The organism is Pseudomonas sp. R3.Fl (genome assembly GCF_023516765.1).
GTDB lineage: Bacteria > Pseudomonadota > Gammaproteobacteria > Pseudomonadales > Pseudomonadaceae > Pseudomonas > Pseudomonas citronellolis.
The window spans coordinates 3,247,041-3,263,657 of sequence record NZ_JAMGSO010000001.1 but is presented as its reverse complement, the minus strand read 5'-3'; the positions used below and the strand labels follow the sequence as shown (position 1 = coordinate 3,263,657).

The window sequence follows — 16,617 nt, the reverse complement described above, 5'->3', positions numbered from 1 at the left end:
TCCTCAGGCGATGCGGCGCAGCGCGCGGTGGTCGCCGAATAGCGGCAGGGCGCGCTCCACGGCCAGGCGGATGCGCGCCTGGAGCAGTTCGCAGCTGATGCGGTAGTCCTTGAAGTCGGCCTCGCTGGCATACACGCCCAGGGGCAGGGTCAGCGACTGGAAGAAGCTGAACAGCGGGCGCAGCTGGTGATCGATGACCAGCGCGTGGCGCTGGCTGCCGCCGGTGGCGGCGAGCAGCACCGGGGTGCCGATCAGGGCGTCCTGGCCGATCAGGTCGAACAGGTGCTTGAGCTGCCCGGGGTAGGAGCCGCGGTACACCGGCGAGGCCACCAGCAGCAGGTCGGCGCCCTCGATGGCGCGCAGCTGTGCCTCCACTGCCTCCGGCAGCTCGGCGCGGCTCAGGGCGCCGCCCACCGGGCGGGCGATGTCGGCCAGCTCGATGAGCTGGACCTCGGCGTCCAGGTGGCGGCCGATCTCGGCGAGGATGGCCTCGGTGAGGACCAGGGTGCGCGAGGGGCGATAGGCGCCGCCGGATACGGCGACCACTTTCAAGGGGGCAGTCATGTTCGGTTTCCTGTGCTGTTGCCCTGCCGGCAGGGCGGGTTCAGGTCGGGTTTCGCAAGACCTGTGCCAGGACTCAAGTCATTGATTGGTATGGGTATTCATCAAGTGTTGCTGGGCGAACTGTTGGCTGGCGGCTAGTTGCTGCTGGGCAACTGTTGGCAGTGCAACAGTGGAGCGGCCGTCGATTCCTGCGCAGTTATAGAGGAATCGAGGTTGAGGTAAAAAAGAATAAATTCAGATTTTATTATTCTTTAATTGAATATAAGGGTTGCAGGCCGCGTCAGGCGGCGCCCTGGCCGCGGAACTCGCTGGGCGACAACTGCGTGTGCTTGCGGAAGAAGCGGCTGAAGTAGCCGACGTCGGAGAAGCCCAGGTCGTGGGCGATGGCCTTGATGCTCTGGCGCGAGTGGGCCAGCTCGCGCTTGGCCTCCAGCACCAGGCGCGCGTTGATCACCGCCATGGGGCGGCGCTGGCCGCCCTGGCGGTGTGCGCCCAGGGCCGCCGCGCGGCGCGAGCCGGTTCCTGGTGAGCCGGGCCTGAATGCACAACGCCGGTCAGGAAACTGACCGGCGTTGTCGTTGCGAAGCCTGGGCGGGTGCTCAGCGGAAGGCCGGCACCACGTGCTTGATGAACAGTTCCAGGGACTTCTTCTTCTGCTCGTAGGGCAGGCTGTTGTCGGCCCAGAAGCTGAACTCGTCTACGCCCAGTTCCTGGTAGTGGCGGATGCGCGCGATGATTTCCTCGGGGGTGCCGATCATGGTGTTCCTGCGGATGTTCTCCAGCTCGAACTCCGGGCGCTCCTTGAACTTCTCCTCGGGGCTGGGCGGCAGCAGGCCGTTGACCGGGACCTGCTTGTTGCCGAACCAGGCGTCGAAGGTGCGGTAGAAGCGCGAGATGGCCTGCGCGCCAACCTTCCAGCCTTCCGGGTCGTCGGCGCTGTGCACGTGGGTGTGGCGCAGCACCATCAGTTGCGGGCGCGGCACGCCGGGGTTGTTGGCCAGGGCCGCCTCGAACTTGTTCTTCAGGTCGACTACTTCCTCGTCGCCCTTCATCAGCGGGGTGACCATCACGTTGCAGCCGTTGGCCACGGCGAAGTTGTGCGAGTCCGGGTCGCGCGCGGCGATCCACATCGGCGGGGTGGGCTTCTGGATCGGCCGCGGCGAGGAGGTGGCGGTGGGGAACTTCCAGATCTCGCCGTCGTGGGCCACGTCGCCCTGCCACAGCGCGCGCACCACCGGGACCATCTCGCGCAGGTACTTGCCGCCCTCGGTGGCCGGCATGCCGTTGGCCATGCGGTCGAACTCGTACTGGTAGGCGCCGCGGGCCAGGCCCACTTCCATGCGGCCGTTGCTGATCACGTCGAGCAGGGCGCATTCGCCGGCCACGCGGATGGGGTGCCAGAAGGGCGCGATGATGGTGCCGGCGCCCAGGCGGATGGTTTCGGTGCGGGCGGCCAGGTAGGCCAGCAGCGGCATGGGGCTGGGCGAGATGGTGTATTCCATGGCGTGGTGCTCGCCGATCCACACGGTGCTGAAGCCGCCGGCCTCGGCCATCAGCGTCAGCTCGGTGAGTTCCTCGAACAGCTGGCGGTGGCTGGTTTGCTCGTCGTAGCGCTCCATGTGCACGAACAGGGAAAATTTCATATCGCTTACCTCGAACCTTTTTTGTATCCGGCGCTGGGCGGGCCGGCGGATGGGATGCGCCTGCGCGCACCGCTGCTTCGGGGAATGGGCGCGGTCATGGCGATTGGCCACAAACGTGCTGGGTGTCCGTGGTTTATTGGTATACCATAATACGGAATATCTGCAAGGCGTTTCTGCCCGGCGCCACCCCAAGGAGTTAAGGATGAACCTCAAACAGAAACTGATCCTGGCCTTCGCCGCCATTGCCAGCCTGCCGGTGCTGCTGGTCGCCGTGCTGGTGATCTTCAACCTGCGCGGCGAGGCGCGGGAAGGCTTCATCGACAGCAGCAGCCGGGAGATCCGCCAGGTGGAGAACGCCATGCAGCTGTTCTTCGACGGCATCGCCCAGAACGTCGAGTACCTGGCCGCGCACCCGCAGCTGCAGGCCATCGACGGCAGCCTCAAGCAGTACATCGGCGCCGACGCCGCGCAGCACCCGGTCGGGGCGCTGGACCGCCAGGTGTTCGACCTGTTCGCCGGCCTGGCCCACAGCCACCCGGACTACGCCTACGTGTCCCTGGGCACCCGCGACGGCGGCTACGCCTTCTGGCCGGGCGACGACAAGCTGGCCAGCTACGATCCGCGCAGCCGTCCCTGGTACCAGGCGGCCATGGCCCAGCCGGGCCGCACCCTGCGCACCCACGCCTACTACTGGGCGGCGGACAAGGTGGTGCTGGTCAGCAGCGTGCGCACCTTCGCCAACCGCCTCGGCGAGCAGGGCGGGGTGGTCAACATCGACGTCTCGCTCAAGCGCCTGACCGACATCGTCAAGGGCATCCGCCTGGGCGACAGCGGCTACCTGATGCTGATGGAAGGCGATGGCACCGTGCTGGTCGACCCGCACCAGCCGGAGCACAACTTCAAGAAGCTCGGCGAGCTGGGCGCCGGCTACGCCAGCCTGGCCAGCGCCGACAAGGGCCTGGTGGAGGTGGAGATCGACGGCGAGCGCTACCTGGCCAACGTCTGGCCGTCGGAGGGCCTGGGCTGGCGTTTCGTCGGCCTGATCAAGGAAAGCGAGGTGATGGCCGGGGCGACGCGCCTGACCTGGCTGGTCGGCCTGATTGCCGCGGTGATAGCGCTGGGCTTCGCCGGCGTGGGCGCCGTGTTCGCCGGCCTGGTGGTGCGGCCGGTGCGCGCGGTGGCCGATGGCCTGGAAGGCATCGCCCAGGGCGACGGCGACCTGACCGGGCGCCTGGCGGTGCGTGGCCGCGACGAGACGGCGCAGCTGGCCGGCTGGTTCAACCAGTTCCTCGAGGCCATCCGCCGCCTGGTGCAGCACATCGGCCAGGCCGCCTCCGGCATCCACCAGAGCGCCGGCAGCGCCAGCGGCACCTCCCAGGCCCTGGCCGAGGCCGCGGCGCGCCAGCGCGAGGCGGTGGACATGGTGTCCACGGCGTTCAACGAGATGGTCATGACCGCCAACGAGGTGGCGCGCTCCTGCAGCCAGGCGGCGACTTCCGCCGACAGCGGCCAGCGCCAGGCCCACGACGGCCAGCAGCAGATCGACGAGGCGGTGGACAGCGTCGGCCGCCTGAGCGAGGAAATCGCCGGCTCGGCCAGCGCCATGCGCCAGCTGGAGCAGGACAGCAACGACATCCAGTCGATCCTCGGCACCATCCGCTCCATCGCCGAGCAGACCAACCTGCTGGCGCTCAACGCCGCCATCGAAGCGGCCCGCGCCGGCGACCAGGGCCGCGGCTTCGCCGTGGTGGCCGACGAGGTCCGCGCGCTGGCACGGCGCACCGCCGAATCCACCGGCGAGATCGACGCGCTGCTGGGCAACCTGGCCCGCCGCACCCACGACACCGGCCGGCAGATGCAATCCAGCCTGGAAGCCTCGCAGCGCACCGTCGGCTCCATCCGCGAGGCCCGCGCCTGCTTCGGCGCCATCCGCGAGTCGGTGGACGTGATCCGCGACATGAACGCGCAGATCGCCACGGCGGCGGAGGAACAGCACCAGGTGGCGGAAGAGATCAACCGGCACATCGCCCAGATCCACCGCGACGCCCAGGAAGTGGCAGGGCTGGCGGAGGCCACGCGGGGGGATGCGCAGACGTTGAATGGGCTGTCGGAGGAGTTGAATCGGTTGGTGTCGCGGTTCAGGACCTGATCGAGGTGGTGGGGCTGTTCGTGCCACCGGGCTGTTCGTGCCACCGGGGTGTCCGGTGTGGCCGGTGAGTCCAATCGCGGACAAAGTCCGCTCCTACGCCCGAGCTCCCCTGTAACCGTAGGAGCGGACTCTGTCCGCGATTTGGATTTCCAGAGAAATAGCCGAGCGCACCGGAACGCCCCTTCAGAAGGCCGAGCGAAACCGGCGCTCAGGAGGTCATGCGGCATGGATGCCGCGAGAGCCCCGATAGGCTGCAGGAACGTAGGCGAGGGAGTTGTTTGACAAAAGGGGGCTCGCCCGAGGGGGCGAAACAAGAAACATCAATAAACTCGGTGCGGCGCGCTACGCCAAGCCCCCAAGCCCCTGGGTTTCCGCGTTCGCGGGAATGACGAATTGGAAGGATGGCGCCTGACCGACACGCCGCTCAGGACAGCCCCCTCTCCCGCTTGCGGGAGAGGGTTGGGGAGAGGGCGCTCTTGAACCCAGCACCTACGCCCCGGGAAACACCGTTCGCGAGCAAGCTCGCTGGCAATCGGCGTCACGCCAAAGCCGGCAACGCCCCCATCTTCCCACGGCAATAAACCATCGGCTGCACCCGCTGCTCCGGCACCACCAGGTTCTTCACCGCGCCGACCATGATCGCGTGATCCCCACCCTCATACTCACGCCACAGCTCGCACTCGATCACCGCAGTCGCGCCCTCCAACAGCGGATTGCCCAGCTCGCTCAGCTGCCAGTCGATGCCCAGGGCCTTGTCCTTGCCCTTCTTGGCAAAGCTGTAGGCCTCGCGCTGCTGCTCGGCGGAGAGCAGGTGGATGGCGAACTGCTTGCGGCGGATCAGCACCGGGTAGGAGTCGGAGGTGTAGTTGGGGCAGAACAGCACCAGCGCCGGGTCCATCGACAGCGAGCTGAAGGCGCTGGCGGTCAGGCCCACCAGCTGGCCGTCCTCGTCCAGGGTGGTGATCACGGTCACGCCGGAGGGGAAGGAGCCCATGACTTGCTTGTAGAGGTTGGCGTTGATCATTGCGGTTACCTGCTGCCACGGGGGCTGGCGGTGGAGGAATTATTTTCGTCTGATGGTATACCGTATTATTGAAAGTTCAAGCCCCTGGATGACCGCCAGTCGGTTGCCGACGAACGTCGCGCTCGTGGCTGGAATCCGCATGTGGACTGGGCTCTAAGGCTTCGGCGGGGTGCCGGGAGGGATGCCAGGATAGACCATGGTCGGAGCCGTTGGCGGGGGAGGGGCTTGCCGGAATCTTGGAATACCATAATATGGTGTTCGCCTAAGCATGCCTGCCAGCCCTTTCCGGGGCTTGCTGCCGAAGGCAAATTTCATACGTGGCTTTCGTACAAAGAAGACAAGAAGATGCTGTCCATGATGTTCCCCCGCCGCGCCCCCGACCGGGCCTGGCTCGATGATTCCCCGAGGTTGCACCCGCCCCTGGACCACCGGTCCTGCGCCAGGCCGTCCGCGGCCTGATTCCTGCAACCCCGATTCCCGACTGTCCGCGCCCGCAGTGGATCGACGTCGGCCGCCCGGCCGGCCGATCCGCGCTCGCGCCCGGCCATCCGCAGCGAGCCAGAAGATGTCCCATACCGAGTCCACCCCGCTCATCGAGAACCACACCGTCGACTACGTGCCCCCGGCCGAGCGCCATGGCCGTGCGCGCGACCTGTTCACCCTGTGGTTCAGCACCAATATCGCGCCGCTGCCGGTGGTGACCGGCGCCATGGTGGTCCAGGTCTACCACCTGGACCTGCTCTGGGGGCTGGTGGCGATCTTCCTCGGGCACATGCTCGGCGGCGTCGGCATCGCCCTGGCCTCGGCCCAGGGGCCGCAGCTGGGCATTCCGCAGATGGTGCAGAGCCGCGGCCAGTTCGGCCGCTACGGCGCGCTGCTGATCGTATTCTTCACCGCGCTGATCTACCTGGGCTTCTTCATCTCCAACATCGTCCTGGCCGGCGAATCCATCCACAGCATCGCCCCGGCCGTGCCGCTGCCGGCGGGCATCCTGCTCGGCGCCCTGGGCGCCACCGCCATCGGCGTGATCGGCTACCGCTTCATCCACACCCTCAACCGCATCGGCACCTGGGTGATGGGCGGCGCGCTGCTGGTGGGCTTCGTGTGGATTTTCTGCCAGCAACTGCCGGCGGACTTCTTCAGCCGTGGCGGCTTCAACCTCTCCGGCTTCGTCGCCACCCTGTGCCTGGGCATCATCTGGCAGGTCAGCTTCTCGCCCTACACCTCGGACTACTCGCGCTACCTGCCGGCCAGCGTCGGCATCGCCAAGCCGTTCTTCGCCACCTTCTTCGGCGCGGTGCTGGGCACCAGCCTGTCGTTCAGCTTCGGCGCGGTGGCGGTGCTGGCCACGCCCGAAGGCACCGAGGCCATGGCCGCGGTGAAGCAGGCCACCGGCGTGTTCGGCCCGGCGCTGATGGTGCTGTTCCTGCTCAACATCATCAGCCACAACGCGCTGAACCTGTACGGCGCGGTGCTTTCCATCGTCACCTCGATCCAGACCTTCGCCGCCGCCTGGACGCCCAGCGTGCGCCTGCGCGTGGCGCTGTCCTCGGTGGTGCTGGCCGGTAGCTGCCTGGTGGCGCTGAGCGCTTCGGCGAACTTCATCTCGCAGTTCATCGGGCTGATCCTCACCCTGCTGCTGGTCCTGGTGCCCTGGGCCTGCATCAACCTGATCGACTTCTACCTGGTCAAGCGCGGGCGCTACGACATCGCCTCGATCTTCCGCGCCGACGGCGGCATCTACGGGCGCTTCAATCCGCACGCGATCATCGCCTACGCCATCGGCATCCTGGTGCAGTTGCCGTTCGCCAACACCGCGCTCTACGTCGGGCCCTACGCCAACTACCTGGAAGGCGCCGACCTGTCCTGGCTGGCCGGCCTGCTGGTGACCTGCCCGCTGTACTACTGCCTGGCCACCCGCGGCCGGGTCCGCGAAAGCCTGCAGCAGGGCCGCCTGGGCCTGGCCGACTGATTTCTCGTCCCACTCTCCGCCCCGCCCCGAGAGCAGCTCTGGCGGGGCTTTTTTTCGTCTGCGGGAAAGGGCGTGGGATTGGCGGGCAGGCATGGACGGGAGACTTGGCGTCAACCTGTAACTGCGCCGAGGTGCCCTTCGTAGGAGCGAGCTTGCTCGCGAACAAACGCCGTGCCATGCGGTTCGCCTGTAGGAGCGGGCCCTGCCCGCGATTCGCGCGCAGGGCGCGCTCCTGCATGGGAATGGCGGGGGTGGGGCAGCGTAGGAGCGGATCTTATCCGCGAGGCGCGCCGGTGGTTTCGGCTATCGCGGACAAGGTCCGCTCCTACGGGGGAGGAATTCCGTGCCGCCCGGCAATCTGTAGGAGCGGGCCCTGCCCGCGATTTCGCGCGTAGGGAATGGTGTGGGTGGGGAGCGTAGGAGCAGATCTTATCCGCGAAACGCGCCGGTGGTTTCGGCTATCGCGGACAAGGTCCGCTCCTACGGGGGAGGAATGCCGTGCCTCCCGGCAATCTGTAGGAGCGGGCCCTGCCCGCGATTTCGCGCGCAGGGAATGGCGTGGGTGGGGCGGCGTAGGAGCGGATCTTATCCGCGAAACGCGCCGGTGGTTCCGGCTATCGCGGACGGAGTCCGCTCCTACGGGGAAATGTGGCGCGGGTGGGGGGCGCAGGCAAAAAAAAGCCCCCGGCCGCCACAACGGTCGGGGGCGCAAGGGACTTCAAAGGGTCAGTGCGCGCCCTTCACCAGGTCGCTTTCGTTCCACTGGCTGTAGACGCAGGCGTCGGCCGCGGCCCAGCGCACGCGCACCGGGCTGCCCGGGTGCAGCGGCTGGCCGCCGGAGAGGGCCTTGAGGGTCAGCTGGGTGCCGCCCACGGTGGTCACGCTGCAGGTCTGGCTTTCGCCGAGGAACACCACTTCCTGCACGGTCGCGCCCACTTCGTTCCAGCCGGCCTGCAGGGGCTGCGCGGCGGCCTGTTCGGCGCTCAGGGCCAGGGCCTTTTCCGGGCGGATCATCAACACCAGGTCCTGGCCTTCGCGCAGGCCGCCGGTGGGGCGGATGGCCAGGCTGGCGCTCTCGAAGCGCGCCGCGGCATTGCCCTGGGCCTGCACGCGGAGGAAGTTGGAGTTGCCGAGGAAGGAGGCGACGAAGGTGTTCGGCGGGTTCTGGTAGAGGTCGTAGCCGCTGCCCAGGCCGACGATCTTGCCGTGGCTGAAGATGGCGATGCGCTGGGACAGGCGCATCGCCTCTTCCTGGTCGTGGGTGACGTAGACGATGGTGATGCCCAGCCGGCGGTGCAGGTGGCGCAGTTCGTCCTGCAGGTCTTCGCGCAGCTTCTTGTCCAGCGCGCCCAGGGGTTCGTCCATCAGCAGGATGCGCGGCTCGTAGACCAGCGCGCGGGCGATGGCCACGCGCTGCTGCTGGCCGCCGGAAAGCTGCGCCGGGCGGCGCTGGGCGAATTTCTCCAACTGCACCAGCTTGAGCATGGCGTCGACGCGGCGCTCGCGGGCGTCGCCCTTCTGCTTGCGGATGTCCAGCGGGAAGCCGATGTTGTCGCGCACCGACAGGTGCGGGAACAGCGAGTAGCGCTGGAACACCATGCCGATGTCGCGCTTGTGCGGCGGCACGTTCACCAGCGACTTGCCTTCCACCAGGATTTCGCCGCTGCTGGGCGTCTCGAAGCCGGCCAGCATCGACAGCGTGGTGCTCTTGCCCGAGCCGCTGGAGCCGAGGAAGGTGAGGAATTCCCCGTCGCGGATGTCGAGGTTGATGTTGTCCACGGCGGTGAAGTCGCCGTAGTGCTTGTTCAGGTTGCGCAGGCTGACCAGGGTCCCGCCCTGCGCGGTTTCTTGAATGACGGCACTCATTGTCTGACTCCTCGCGCTCAGGCGCTGACTTCATTGCGCCGGCGCAGCAGCGCGGCGGCGAGCATCACCAGGACCGACAGGCCGATCAGCAGCGTCGAGGCGACGGCGATCACCGGGGTCAGGTCCTGGCGCAGGGTGGTCCACATCTTCACCGGCAGGGTCTGCAGGGTCGGGCTGGCCATCATCACGCTGAGCACCACCTCGTCCCAGGACACCAGGAAGGCGAACAGGCCGCCGGCGACCATGCCCGGGCGGATGGCCGGGAAGGTCACCTTGAACACCGCCTGCAGGCGCGAGGCGCCGCAGATCACCGCGGCGTCCTCGGTGGACTGGTCGAACAGCTTCAGCGAGTTGATGATCGAGATGATGGTGAAGGGCAGGGCGACTATCACGTGGCTGACCACGAAGGCGAACAGCGTGCCGGTGTAGCCCAGCTTGAGGAACAGCGCGTACACCGCCACGGCGATGATCACCAGCGGCACGATCATCGGCAGGGTGAACAGGCCGTAGAGCAGCTCGCGGCCGGGGAATTTGCCGCGCACCAGGGCGAAGGCGGTGGGCAGGCCCAGGGCCACCGCGCAGATGGTGGTCAGCACCGCGACCTTGAGGCTGGCCAGGGCCGCGTCCATCCACTCGGGGTTGGCGAAGAACTGGACATACCACTTCAGCGTCCAGCCCGGCGGCGGGAACACCAGCCACTGCGAGGAGCCGAACGACAGCAGCACGATGAACACGATCGGCAGCAGCAGGAAGGCGGCGATCAGGCCGGTGGTGAGGTACAGCCCGCCGCGCAGGCGCGGGCCCATGGCATTGGGGGAGAGCAGCATGGCGGCTTACCTCGCGTTACTGGCGCCGACCGGGGATTCCGGCTGCACTTTCAGGTAGACGTAGAACAGCACCAGGGTGATCAGGATCAGCAACGCCGCGGCGGCGCTGGCCAGGCCCCAGTTGAGGAAGGACTGCACCTGCTGGACGATGAATTCCGGCAGCATCATGTTCTGTGCGCCGCCCAGTAGCGCCGGGGTCACGTAGTAGCCCAGGGACATGACGAACACCATCAGCCCGCCGGAGAACAGCCCCGGCCGGCACAGCGGCAGGAACACCTTGAAGAAGTTGCTCCAGGGGCTGGCGCCGCAGATCGAGCCGGCCTGCAGCACCATGGGGTCGATGGCCGCCATGGTCGCCTGCAGCGGCAGGACGATGAACGGGATCATGATGTAGCTCATGCCGATCACCACGCCGGTGAGGTTGTGCACCAGTTCCAGCGGCTGGTCGATGATGCCCAGGGCCATCAGCACCTTGTTGATCACCCCCGAGGCCTGCAGCAGCACCAGCCAGGAGTAGGTGCGGGCGAGCAGGCTGGTCCACATCGACAGCAGCACGATGTTCAGCAGCCAGCGGCCCCAGCCGCGTGGCACCAGGGTGATCGCCCAGGCCAGGGGGAAGCCCAGCAGCAGGCTGATCAGGGTGACCAGCGCGCCGACCGCGAAGGTGTTGAACAGCACCCGGGTGTAGGCCGAGTTGGCGAACAGCTGGGCGTAGTTGTCCAGGCCCGGGGTGGGCTCGAGCACGCCGCGCAGCAGCAGCCCCACTAGCGGGGCGAGGAAGAACAGGCCGAGGAACAGCAGAGCCGGCAGCAGCTTGGCCGAACCGCGCCAGGGCGACACGCCTTGCGGCTTCATCGGCGACCTCGTTTGCACCGCGTCGGCGGCGCGCGCGGCGCCGTCGACGGGAGTGGAGCGGCCGTGGGGAACGGCCGTCATTTTCACTTGACCAGCCATTCGTTCCACCGTGCCGCGATGGCCGGGCCGTTCTTGGCCCAGTACGCGTAGTCGAGGGTGATCTGATCCTTAGCGTAGGCGGTCGGCAGGTTGGGAGCGAGGTCGCCCTTGAGCTGGCCGACGCTGTCGAGGTTCACCGGGGCGTAGGCGGTGAGGTTGGCGAAGTCGGCCTGGCCCTTGGCGCTGGAGGCCTCGGCGAGGAACTTCATGGCCGCGTCCTTGTTCTTCGAGCCCTTGGGCACCACGAGGAAGTCGGCCATGACCAGGTTCTGCTTCCAGCTCACGCCCACCGGCGCGCCGTCCTGTTGCAGGGCGTAGATGCGGCCGTTCCAGAACTGCCCCATGGTCGCCTCGCCGGAGGCCAGCAGTTGCTGGGACTGGGCGCCGCCGCCCCACCAGACGATGTCCTTCTTGATGCTGTCGAGCTTCTTGAAGGCGCGGTCCAGGTCCAGCGGGTAGAGCTTGTCGGCGGGTACGCCGTCGGCCAGCAGGGCCAGCTCCAACACGCCGGGGCTCGGCCACTTGTACAGGGCGCGCTTGCCCGGGTAGGTCTTGGTGTCGAACAGCGCGGTCCAGTCCTGCGGGGCGTTGCCGCCGACCTTGCCCTGGTTGTAGCCGAGCACGAAGGAGAAGTAGAAGGAGCCGACGCCGTGGTCGGAGACGAAGCGCGGGTCGATGCGGTCGCGCTTGACCACGTTGAAGTCCAGCGGCTCCAGCAGGCCTTCGGCGGCGGCGCGCAGGGCGAAGTCCGCCTCCACGTCCACCACGTCCCACTGCACGTTGCCGCTTTCGACCATGGCCTTGAGCTTGCCGTAGTCGGTGGGGCCGTCCTGCACCACGCGGACGCCGCTGGCCTGGCTGAAGGGCTCGGCCCAGGCCTGCTTCTGGGCGTCCTGGGTGGTGCCGCCCCAGCTGACGAAGCTGATCGCGTCGGCGGCGCTGGCGGCGGTGCCGGCCAGGCCCAGGATGGCGGCGAGAGTCGCCGCGACTGCACGTTTCTTGAACACCATGTACATGCCCTCGTTGTTGTGTTTGTGCGCGGGCAGGCGGTCTGTGCCTGCCCATCAGGAGCAGTGGCCATCTGGGCCTGTCAGGGTCGGCCTTGTCCGGAGCGTTGTTCAGGCTGTCCCGTGTTCGGGGGCGCCGAGACAATCGTCGGCCTACGGAATGTCATATTATGGTATTCCAAACTTTCTGCAAGTCTCCTCCCCGTTCCAGGCCCCGTGGATTGCCGCTTGGCGCCGTCCCTGGCGGCTTTTCGGCTGCCGCCCGATGACGGCAATCAACTGATTTTTCTAGCCTTTATCCACATGTCCGGGCGCCGGCAAGCTGGCCGGCGGCCAGTATCGGCCGACCGGTGGTCAGGCCTCGGTTGCCGGCTTCCAGTCGTCGAAGGGCAGGCTTTCCACCACTTCCAGGCCATAGCCGGTGAGGCCGGCGTATTTCAGCGGCGGGCCGAGGTGGCGCAGCTGGCTTACGCCCAGGTCCTGGAGGATCTGCGCGCCGGTGCCGATCTCCGAATAGATGCGCGACTGCGAGCGGGTGAACGGCCGGCTCGGTTGGGTGAGTTGCGGCACGCGCTCCAGCAGCGCCTGGGACGACTCGTGGTTGGCCAGCACCACCACCACGCCGCGGCCTTCCTCGGCCACCCGTTGCAGCGCCGCCCACAGCGTCCAGTTGGGCGGCCCGGCGTACTCGGCGCCGACCAGGTCGCGCAGCGGGTCGATGACGTGCACGCGCACCAGGGTCGGCTCGGCGGGGTCGATCTCGCCCATCACCATGGCCATGTGCACGCCGCCCTCGATGCGGTCCTCGAAGGTCACCAGGCGGAAGCTGCCGTGCACCGTGGGCAGCTCGCGCTCGCCGATGCGCCGCACGGTGTGCTCGGTGCTCAGGCGGTAGTGGATGAGGTCGGCGATGGTGCCGATCTTGATCCCGTGCTGCGCGGCGAAGGCTTCCAGCTCGGGGCGGCGGGCCATGCTGCCGTCGTCGTTCATCACCTCGACTATCACCGCCGCCGGCGTCAGCCCGGCCAGGCGCGCCAGGTCGCAACCGGCCTCGGTGTGCCCGGCGCGGGTGAGCACGCCGCCCTCGCGGGCGCGCAGCGGGAAGATGTGCCCGGGCTGGACGATGTCCTCGGCGCTGGCGCCCGGCGCCACGGCAGCCTGCACGGTGCGCGCGCGGTCGGCGGCGGAGATGCCGGTGGTCACCCCGGTGGCCGCCTCGATGGAGACGGTGAAGGCGGTGGAGTAGGGGCTGCCGTTGTTCGGCACCATCTGTTCCAGCCCCAGGCGCTGGCAGTGTTCCTCGGTGAGGGTCAGGCAGATCAGCCCGCGCGCCTCGCGGGCCATGAAGTTGATGGCGTCGGGCGTGCAGAACTCGGCGGCCAGCAGCAGGTCGCCCTCGTTCTCGCGGTCCTCGTCGTCCACCAGCAGCACCATGCGGCCCTGGCGGAAGTCCTCGATGATTTCTTCGGTGGTATTGAACGGCATGACCGGCTCCGGGGTGTGGCAGTCAGAAAATTCTGGTATACCATCATACACAAAATATCCATCGCCAAGAGGTTGCCATGAAGGCCTACTGGATCGCCCACGTGGACGTCACAGACCCCGAGCAGTACAGCCAATACACACGCCGCGCGCCAGCGGCCTTCGCCCTGTACGGCGGCCGCATCCTCGCCCGCGGCGGCCGCTCCGAAGCCCTCGAAGGCCGCCCGACGCCGCAGCGCAGCGTGGTGATTGAGTTCGATTCCTATGAGCAGGCCGTGGCGTGCTACCGGTCGAAGGAGTACCAGGAGGCGTGGGCGCAGCGGCAGGGGGCGGCGAGGGCGGAGGTGATCATTGTCGAGGGCGTCGAGCCCTGAGGGTGGGGTTTTCGTAGGAGCGAGCTTGCTCGCGAACGGAGTTTCCCGGTGGCTCTGGTGTGCTGGATTGACTCCGCAACCCTCTCCCCAGCCCTCTCCCTGAAGGGAGAGGGGGCTAGTCCGTGCCGAGAGGAGGAGTGGTTTCAGTCGGTAGTCTCTGTGCTAGCCGGCTAACGCCGAAACACCCGAACACTCTGAACGGTCCCCTCTCCCTTCAGGGAGAGGGTTAGGGAGAGGGCGCTCTCAATCCCAGCGCCCAAATCCCCGGCAAGCACCGTTCGCGAGCAAGCTCGCTCCTACGAAAAGCAGAAAGCGCAATCAGCGAATGAAATGAATCTTCCCGCTATCGTCATTCCCCATGTAGATCCCATACACCCCCGCCTGCCGCTCCTCGATGTAGCGTTCGAGAATCTGCCGGATCGCCGGGTAGTAGATCTGTTCCCAGGGAATGTCCTCGGGCGCGAAGAAGCGCCGGTCCAGCGTCTCCGGCCCGTAGGCGTCGGCGATCTCCAGCGCCTGGGCGCGGAAGATGATGTAGACCTCGCTGATCTTCGGCACGCTGAAGATGGAGTAGGGCGAGAGGATTTCGGCGCGCACGCCGCTCTCTTCCCAGACCTCGCGCAGGGCCGCCTGCTCGGTGGTCTCGCCGCTTTCCATGAAGCCGGCCGGCAGCGTCCAGGTGCCGGGGCGCGGCGGGATGGCGCGCTGGCACAGCAGGTAGAGGCCGTCGCGCTCGATGATGCAGCCGGCGATGACCTTGGGGTTCTCGTAGTGGATGTAGCCGCAGGCGCCGCACAACAGCCGCTCGTGGGTGTCCCCCGGCGGCTGGCGGCGTTGCATCCGGTCACCACCGCACTGCGGGCAGAAGCGCGGGGCGGGCATGGCGTCAGCGGCCTATGCGCGGTTCTTTGAGGACGATGGGGGTGGCGATCTCGCGGACCTTGCCACCCTCTTCCTGCTTGGACTTCAGGTAGTCCAGCGCCACCTTGGCCGCCGCGCGCACGTGGTCCACCGAGGCCTGGTGCGCGGCCGCCGGATCGCCGCTCTTGATCGCCGCGACAATCTTCTCCATCTCCTGGTTGCTCGCCCCGCGGCGGTTGGCCTGGGACACCGAAGTGGCGCGCAGGTAGCTGATGCGCGCCTGCAGCTGGCGCAGCTGGGTGGCGGCGATGCGGTTGCCCGAGCCCTCCAGCAGCACGTCGTAGAAGCCCTGCACCGAATCCAGCACCTGCTGCAGGTCGCCTTCCTCCAGGGCCTTGCGGTTCTCCTCGAGGGCGCGTTCCAGGGCGCGGATGTCCTTGGCCTTGGCGTTGAGGGTGAACAGCTGGACGATCATCCCTTCGAGCACGCAGCGCAGCTCGTAGATGTCGCAGGCGTCTTCCAGGGTGATGATGGCCACCCGCGGGCCCTTGGCGTCGGCGAACTCCACCAGCCCCTCGGACTCCAGGTGGCGCAGGGCCTCGCGCACCGAGGTGCGGCTGACGCCCAGGCGGTCGCAGAGGTCGCGCTCGACCAGGCGGTCGCCGGGCAGCAGCTGGAAGTTGAGGATGGCGCCGCGCAGCTTGTCCAGCACAATCTCGCGCAGGGTCACGGGGTTGCGGTTGACCTTGAAGCTATCGTCGAGGGGCAAGCGTTTCATGTGGTCCGCTCTGGTAATGGCTGTCCGTAGGGTGAAGCGGCCTAGCCCTGGGTCTCGGCATCGGCCTCGGCGAAGGCCTCGCGGGCCAGGCGGAAGCTGTCGACCGCCGCCGGAACGCCGCAGTAGATGCCGACCTGGAGCAGGATTTCGCGGATCTGCTCGCGGCTGAGCCCGTTGCGCAGGGCGCCGCGGATGTGCAGCTTCAGTTCGTGCGGCCGGTTGAGGGCCGAAATCATCGCCAAGTTTATCATGCTGCGTTCTTTCAGCGACAAACCCTCGCGGCCCCAGACGTGGCCCCAGCAGTACTCGGTGACCAGCTCCTGCAGCGGCTTGCCGAAGTCGTCGGCCGCGGCCAGCGACTTGTTCACGTAGGCCTCGCCCAGCACCTGGGTGCGGATCGCCAGGCCCTTGTCGTACTTCTCGTTGCTCATCGCATGCTCCTGATTTTCATGTAGGAGCAACTGTCTGCCGGCTGCTCCGAGGGGCTTCTCGTAGGATGGGTCGGGCTTGCGAAACCCATGCGGCCGTGGTGATGGGTATCGCTTCGCTCAACGCCATCCTGCGTCAGTGTTTCTCCTGTACCTGTAGGAGCGAGCTTGCTCGCTCCCACGAGGACGGGACGATCAGGCCAGCTGCGGCAGGGCGCCGAGCTTGCCGCGGTGGTAGACCATGGGCGTCACCGCCTGCTCGGGCAGGATCAGGTTCTTCACCGCGCCGACGATGATCGCGTGGTCGCCGCCGTCGTACTCGCGCCACAGCTCGCACTCGATGATCGCCGTGGCCTTGGCCAGCAGCGGGTTGCCCAGTTCGCTCAGGTGCCAGTCGATGCCCTTGGCCTTGTCCTTGCCTTTACCGGCGAAGGCGTAGGCCTCGGCCTGCTGGTCGGCGCACAGCAGGTGGATGGCGAACTGCTTGCTGTCGCGCAGGATCGGGTAGGTGTCCGAGGCGTAGTTGGGGCAGAACAGCACCAGCGCCGGCTCGATGGACAGCGCGCTGAAGGCGCTGGCGGTGATGCCGACGATGCCGCCCTCGGCGTCCAGGGTGGTGACCACGGTCACCCCCGAGGGGAAGGAGCCCATGACTTCCTTGTAGATTCCGGGTTCGATCATGGTCTGT

15 protein-coding genes and 2 pseudogenes are annotated in these 16,617 nt (G+C 67.3%); 4 read left to right on the top strand and 13 right to left on the bottom strand.

Translation table 11 applies throughout. From position 1 onward, the window contains the following. Positions 1 to 3 precede the first annotated feature (3 nt). The 3 genes and pseudogenes from msuE to M8R19_RS14375 all read right to left on the bottom strand — a co-directional run bounded on the left by msuE (position 4) and on the right by M8R19_RS14375 (position 2,207). Positions 4 to 564, bottom strand: a complete 561-nt coding sequence (msuE, locus tag M8R19_RS14385; protein WP_069862595.1) for an FMN reductase — start codon at positions 562 to 564, stop codon at positions 4 to 6. Positions 565 to 844: 280 nt separating this feature from the next. Beyond that, a pseudogene (locus M8R19_RS14380) lies at positions 845 to 1,027 on the bottom strand (helix-turn-helix transcriptional regulator); the annotation flags it as partial. A gap of 136 nt (positions 1,028 to 1,163) precedes the next feature. Next, entirely contained in the window at positions 1,164 to 2,207 is a 1,044-nt protein-coding gene (locus M8R19_RS14375; RefSeq protein ID WP_249918125.1) for an LLM class flavin-dependent oxidoreductase, read from the bottom strand. Here M8R19_RS14375 and M8R19_RS33440 point away from each other — a divergent pair. Together M8R19_RS33440 and M8R19_RS33435 are read left to right on the top strand one after the other, a co-directional pair. Next, a pseudogene (locus tag M8R19_RS33440) lies at positions 2,182 to 3,498 on the top strand (cache domain-containing protein); the annotation flags it as partial. The gene M8R19_RS14375 and the pseudogene M8R19_RS33440 overlap by 26 nt on opposite strands. A 129-nt stretch (positions 3,499 to 3,627) precedes the next feature. Further along, positions 3,628 to 4,356, top strand: a complete 729-nt coding sequence (locus M8R19_RS33435; RefSeq protein ID WP_370686638.1) for a methyl-accepting chemotaxis protein — start codon at positions 3,628 to 3,630, stop codon at positions 4,354 to 4,356. A 538-nt stretch (positions 4,357 to 4,894) separates the two neighbouring features. Here the strand turns inward: M8R19_RS33435 and M8R19_RS14365 are convergent. Beyond that, positions 4,895 to 5,380: a flavin reductase family protein gene (locus M8R19_RS14365; protein ID WP_074978078.1), complete on the bottom strand. Its 486-nt coding sequence runs from the start codon at positions 5,378 to 5,380 to the stop codon at positions 4,895 to 4,897. Positions 5,381 to 5,945: 565 nt separating this feature from the next. On the opposite strand from M8R19_RS14365, the gene M8R19_RS14360 reads away from it, so the two are divergent. Next, positions 5,946 to 7,352, top strand: a complete 1,407-nt coding sequence (locus M8R19_RS14360; protein ID WP_249918123.1) for a purine-cytosine permease family protein — start codon at positions 5,946 to 5,948, stop codon at positions 7,350 to 7,352. A 726-nt stretch (positions 7,353 to 8,078) separates the two neighbouring features. Here the strand turns inward: M8R19_RS14360 and M8R19_RS14355 are convergent. The 5 genes from M8R19_RS14355 to ribBA all read right to left on the bottom strand — a co-directional run bounded on the left by M8R19_RS14355 (position 8,079) and on the right by ribBA (position 13,491). Continuing rightward, on the bottom strand, positions 8,079 to 9,218 hold the full coding sequence (locus M8R19_RS14355) for an ABC transporter ATP-binding protein (protein WP_249918122.1): 1,140 nt from the start codon (positions 9,216 to 9,218) through the stop codon (positions 8,079 to 8,081). 17 nt (positions 9,219 to 9,235) lie between these two features. Further along, on the bottom strand, positions 9,236 to 10,045 hold the full coding sequence (locus tag M8R19_RS14350; protein ID WP_043316323.1) for an ABC transporter permease: 810 nt from the start codon (positions 10,043 to 10,045) through the stop codon (positions 9,236 to 9,238). Between the two features lie 6 nt (positions 10,046 to 10,051). Next, positions 10,052 to 10,999, bottom strand: a complete 948-nt coding sequence (locus M8R19_RS14345) for an ABC transporter permease (RefSeq protein WP_116424685.1) — start codon at positions 10,997 to 10,999, stop codon at positions 10,052 to 10,054. Further along, positions 10,984 to 12,009 carry an ABC transporter substrate-binding protein gene (locus M8R19_RS14340; protein WP_249918121.1) on the bottom strand — a complete coding sequence of 342 codons (1,026 nt, stop codon included), beginning with the start codon at positions 12,007 to 12,009 and terminating at the stop codon, positions 10,984 to 10,986. The genes M8R19_RS14345 and M8R19_RS14340 overlap by 16 nt, the downstream gene beginning before the upstream one ends. Positions 12,010 to 12,360: 351 nt before the next feature. Then, positions 12,361 to 13,491, bottom strand: a complete 1,131-nt coding sequence (gene ribBA, locus M8R19_RS14335; RefSeq protein WP_249918120.1) for a bifunctional 3,4-dihydroxy-2-butanone-4-phosphate synthase/GTP cyclohydrolase II — start codon at positions 13,489 to 13,491, stop codon at positions 12,361 to 12,363. 77 nt (positions 13,492 to 13,568) lie between these two features. Here ribBA and M8R19_RS14330 point away from each other — a divergent pair, with 77 nt between their 5' ends. Next, entirely contained in the window at positions 13,569 to 13,862 is a 294-nt protein-coding gene (locus tag M8R19_RS14330; protein ID WP_009615027.1) for a DUF1330 domain-containing protein, read from the top strand. 318 nt (positions 13,863 to 14,180) lie between these two features. On the opposite strand, the gene M8R19_RS14325 is transcribed toward M8R19_RS14330, so the two are convergent. The 4 genes from M8R19_RS14325 to M8R19_RS14310 all read right to left on the bottom strand — a co-directional run bounded on the left by M8R19_RS14325 (position 14,181) and on the right by M8R19_RS14310 (position 16,610). Then, positions 14,181 to 14,744 (bottom strand): NUDIX hydrolase, encoded by a 564-nt coding sequence (locus M8R19_RS14325; RefSeq protein ID WP_074978065.1) that lies wholly within the window; start codon positions 14,742 to 14,744, stop codon positions 14,181 to 14,183. Positions 14,745 to 14,748: 4 nt separating this feature from the next. Beyond that, positions 14,749 to 15,501: a GntR family transcriptional regulator gene (locus M8R19_RS14320; RefSeq protein ID WP_089391079.1), complete on the bottom strand. Its 753-nt coding sequence runs from the start codon at positions 15,499 to 15,501 to the stop codon at positions 14,749 to 14,751. Positions 15,502 to 15,542: 41 nt separating this feature from the next. Continuing rightward, positions 15,543 to 15,932, bottom strand: a complete 390-nt coding sequence (locus M8R19_RS14315; protein ID WP_249918119.1) for a carboxymuconolactone decarboxylase family protein — start codon at positions 15,930 to 15,932, stop codon at positions 15,543 to 15,545. A 192-nt stretch (positions 15,933 to 16,124) separates the two neighbouring features. Next, a complete protein-coding gene (locus M8R19_RS14310) occupies positions 16,125 to 16,610 on the bottom strand; it encodes a flavin reductase family protein (RefSeq protein WP_009615031.1) in 486 nt (161 codons plus the stop codon). Positions 16,611 to 16,617 lie beyond the last annotated feature (7 nt).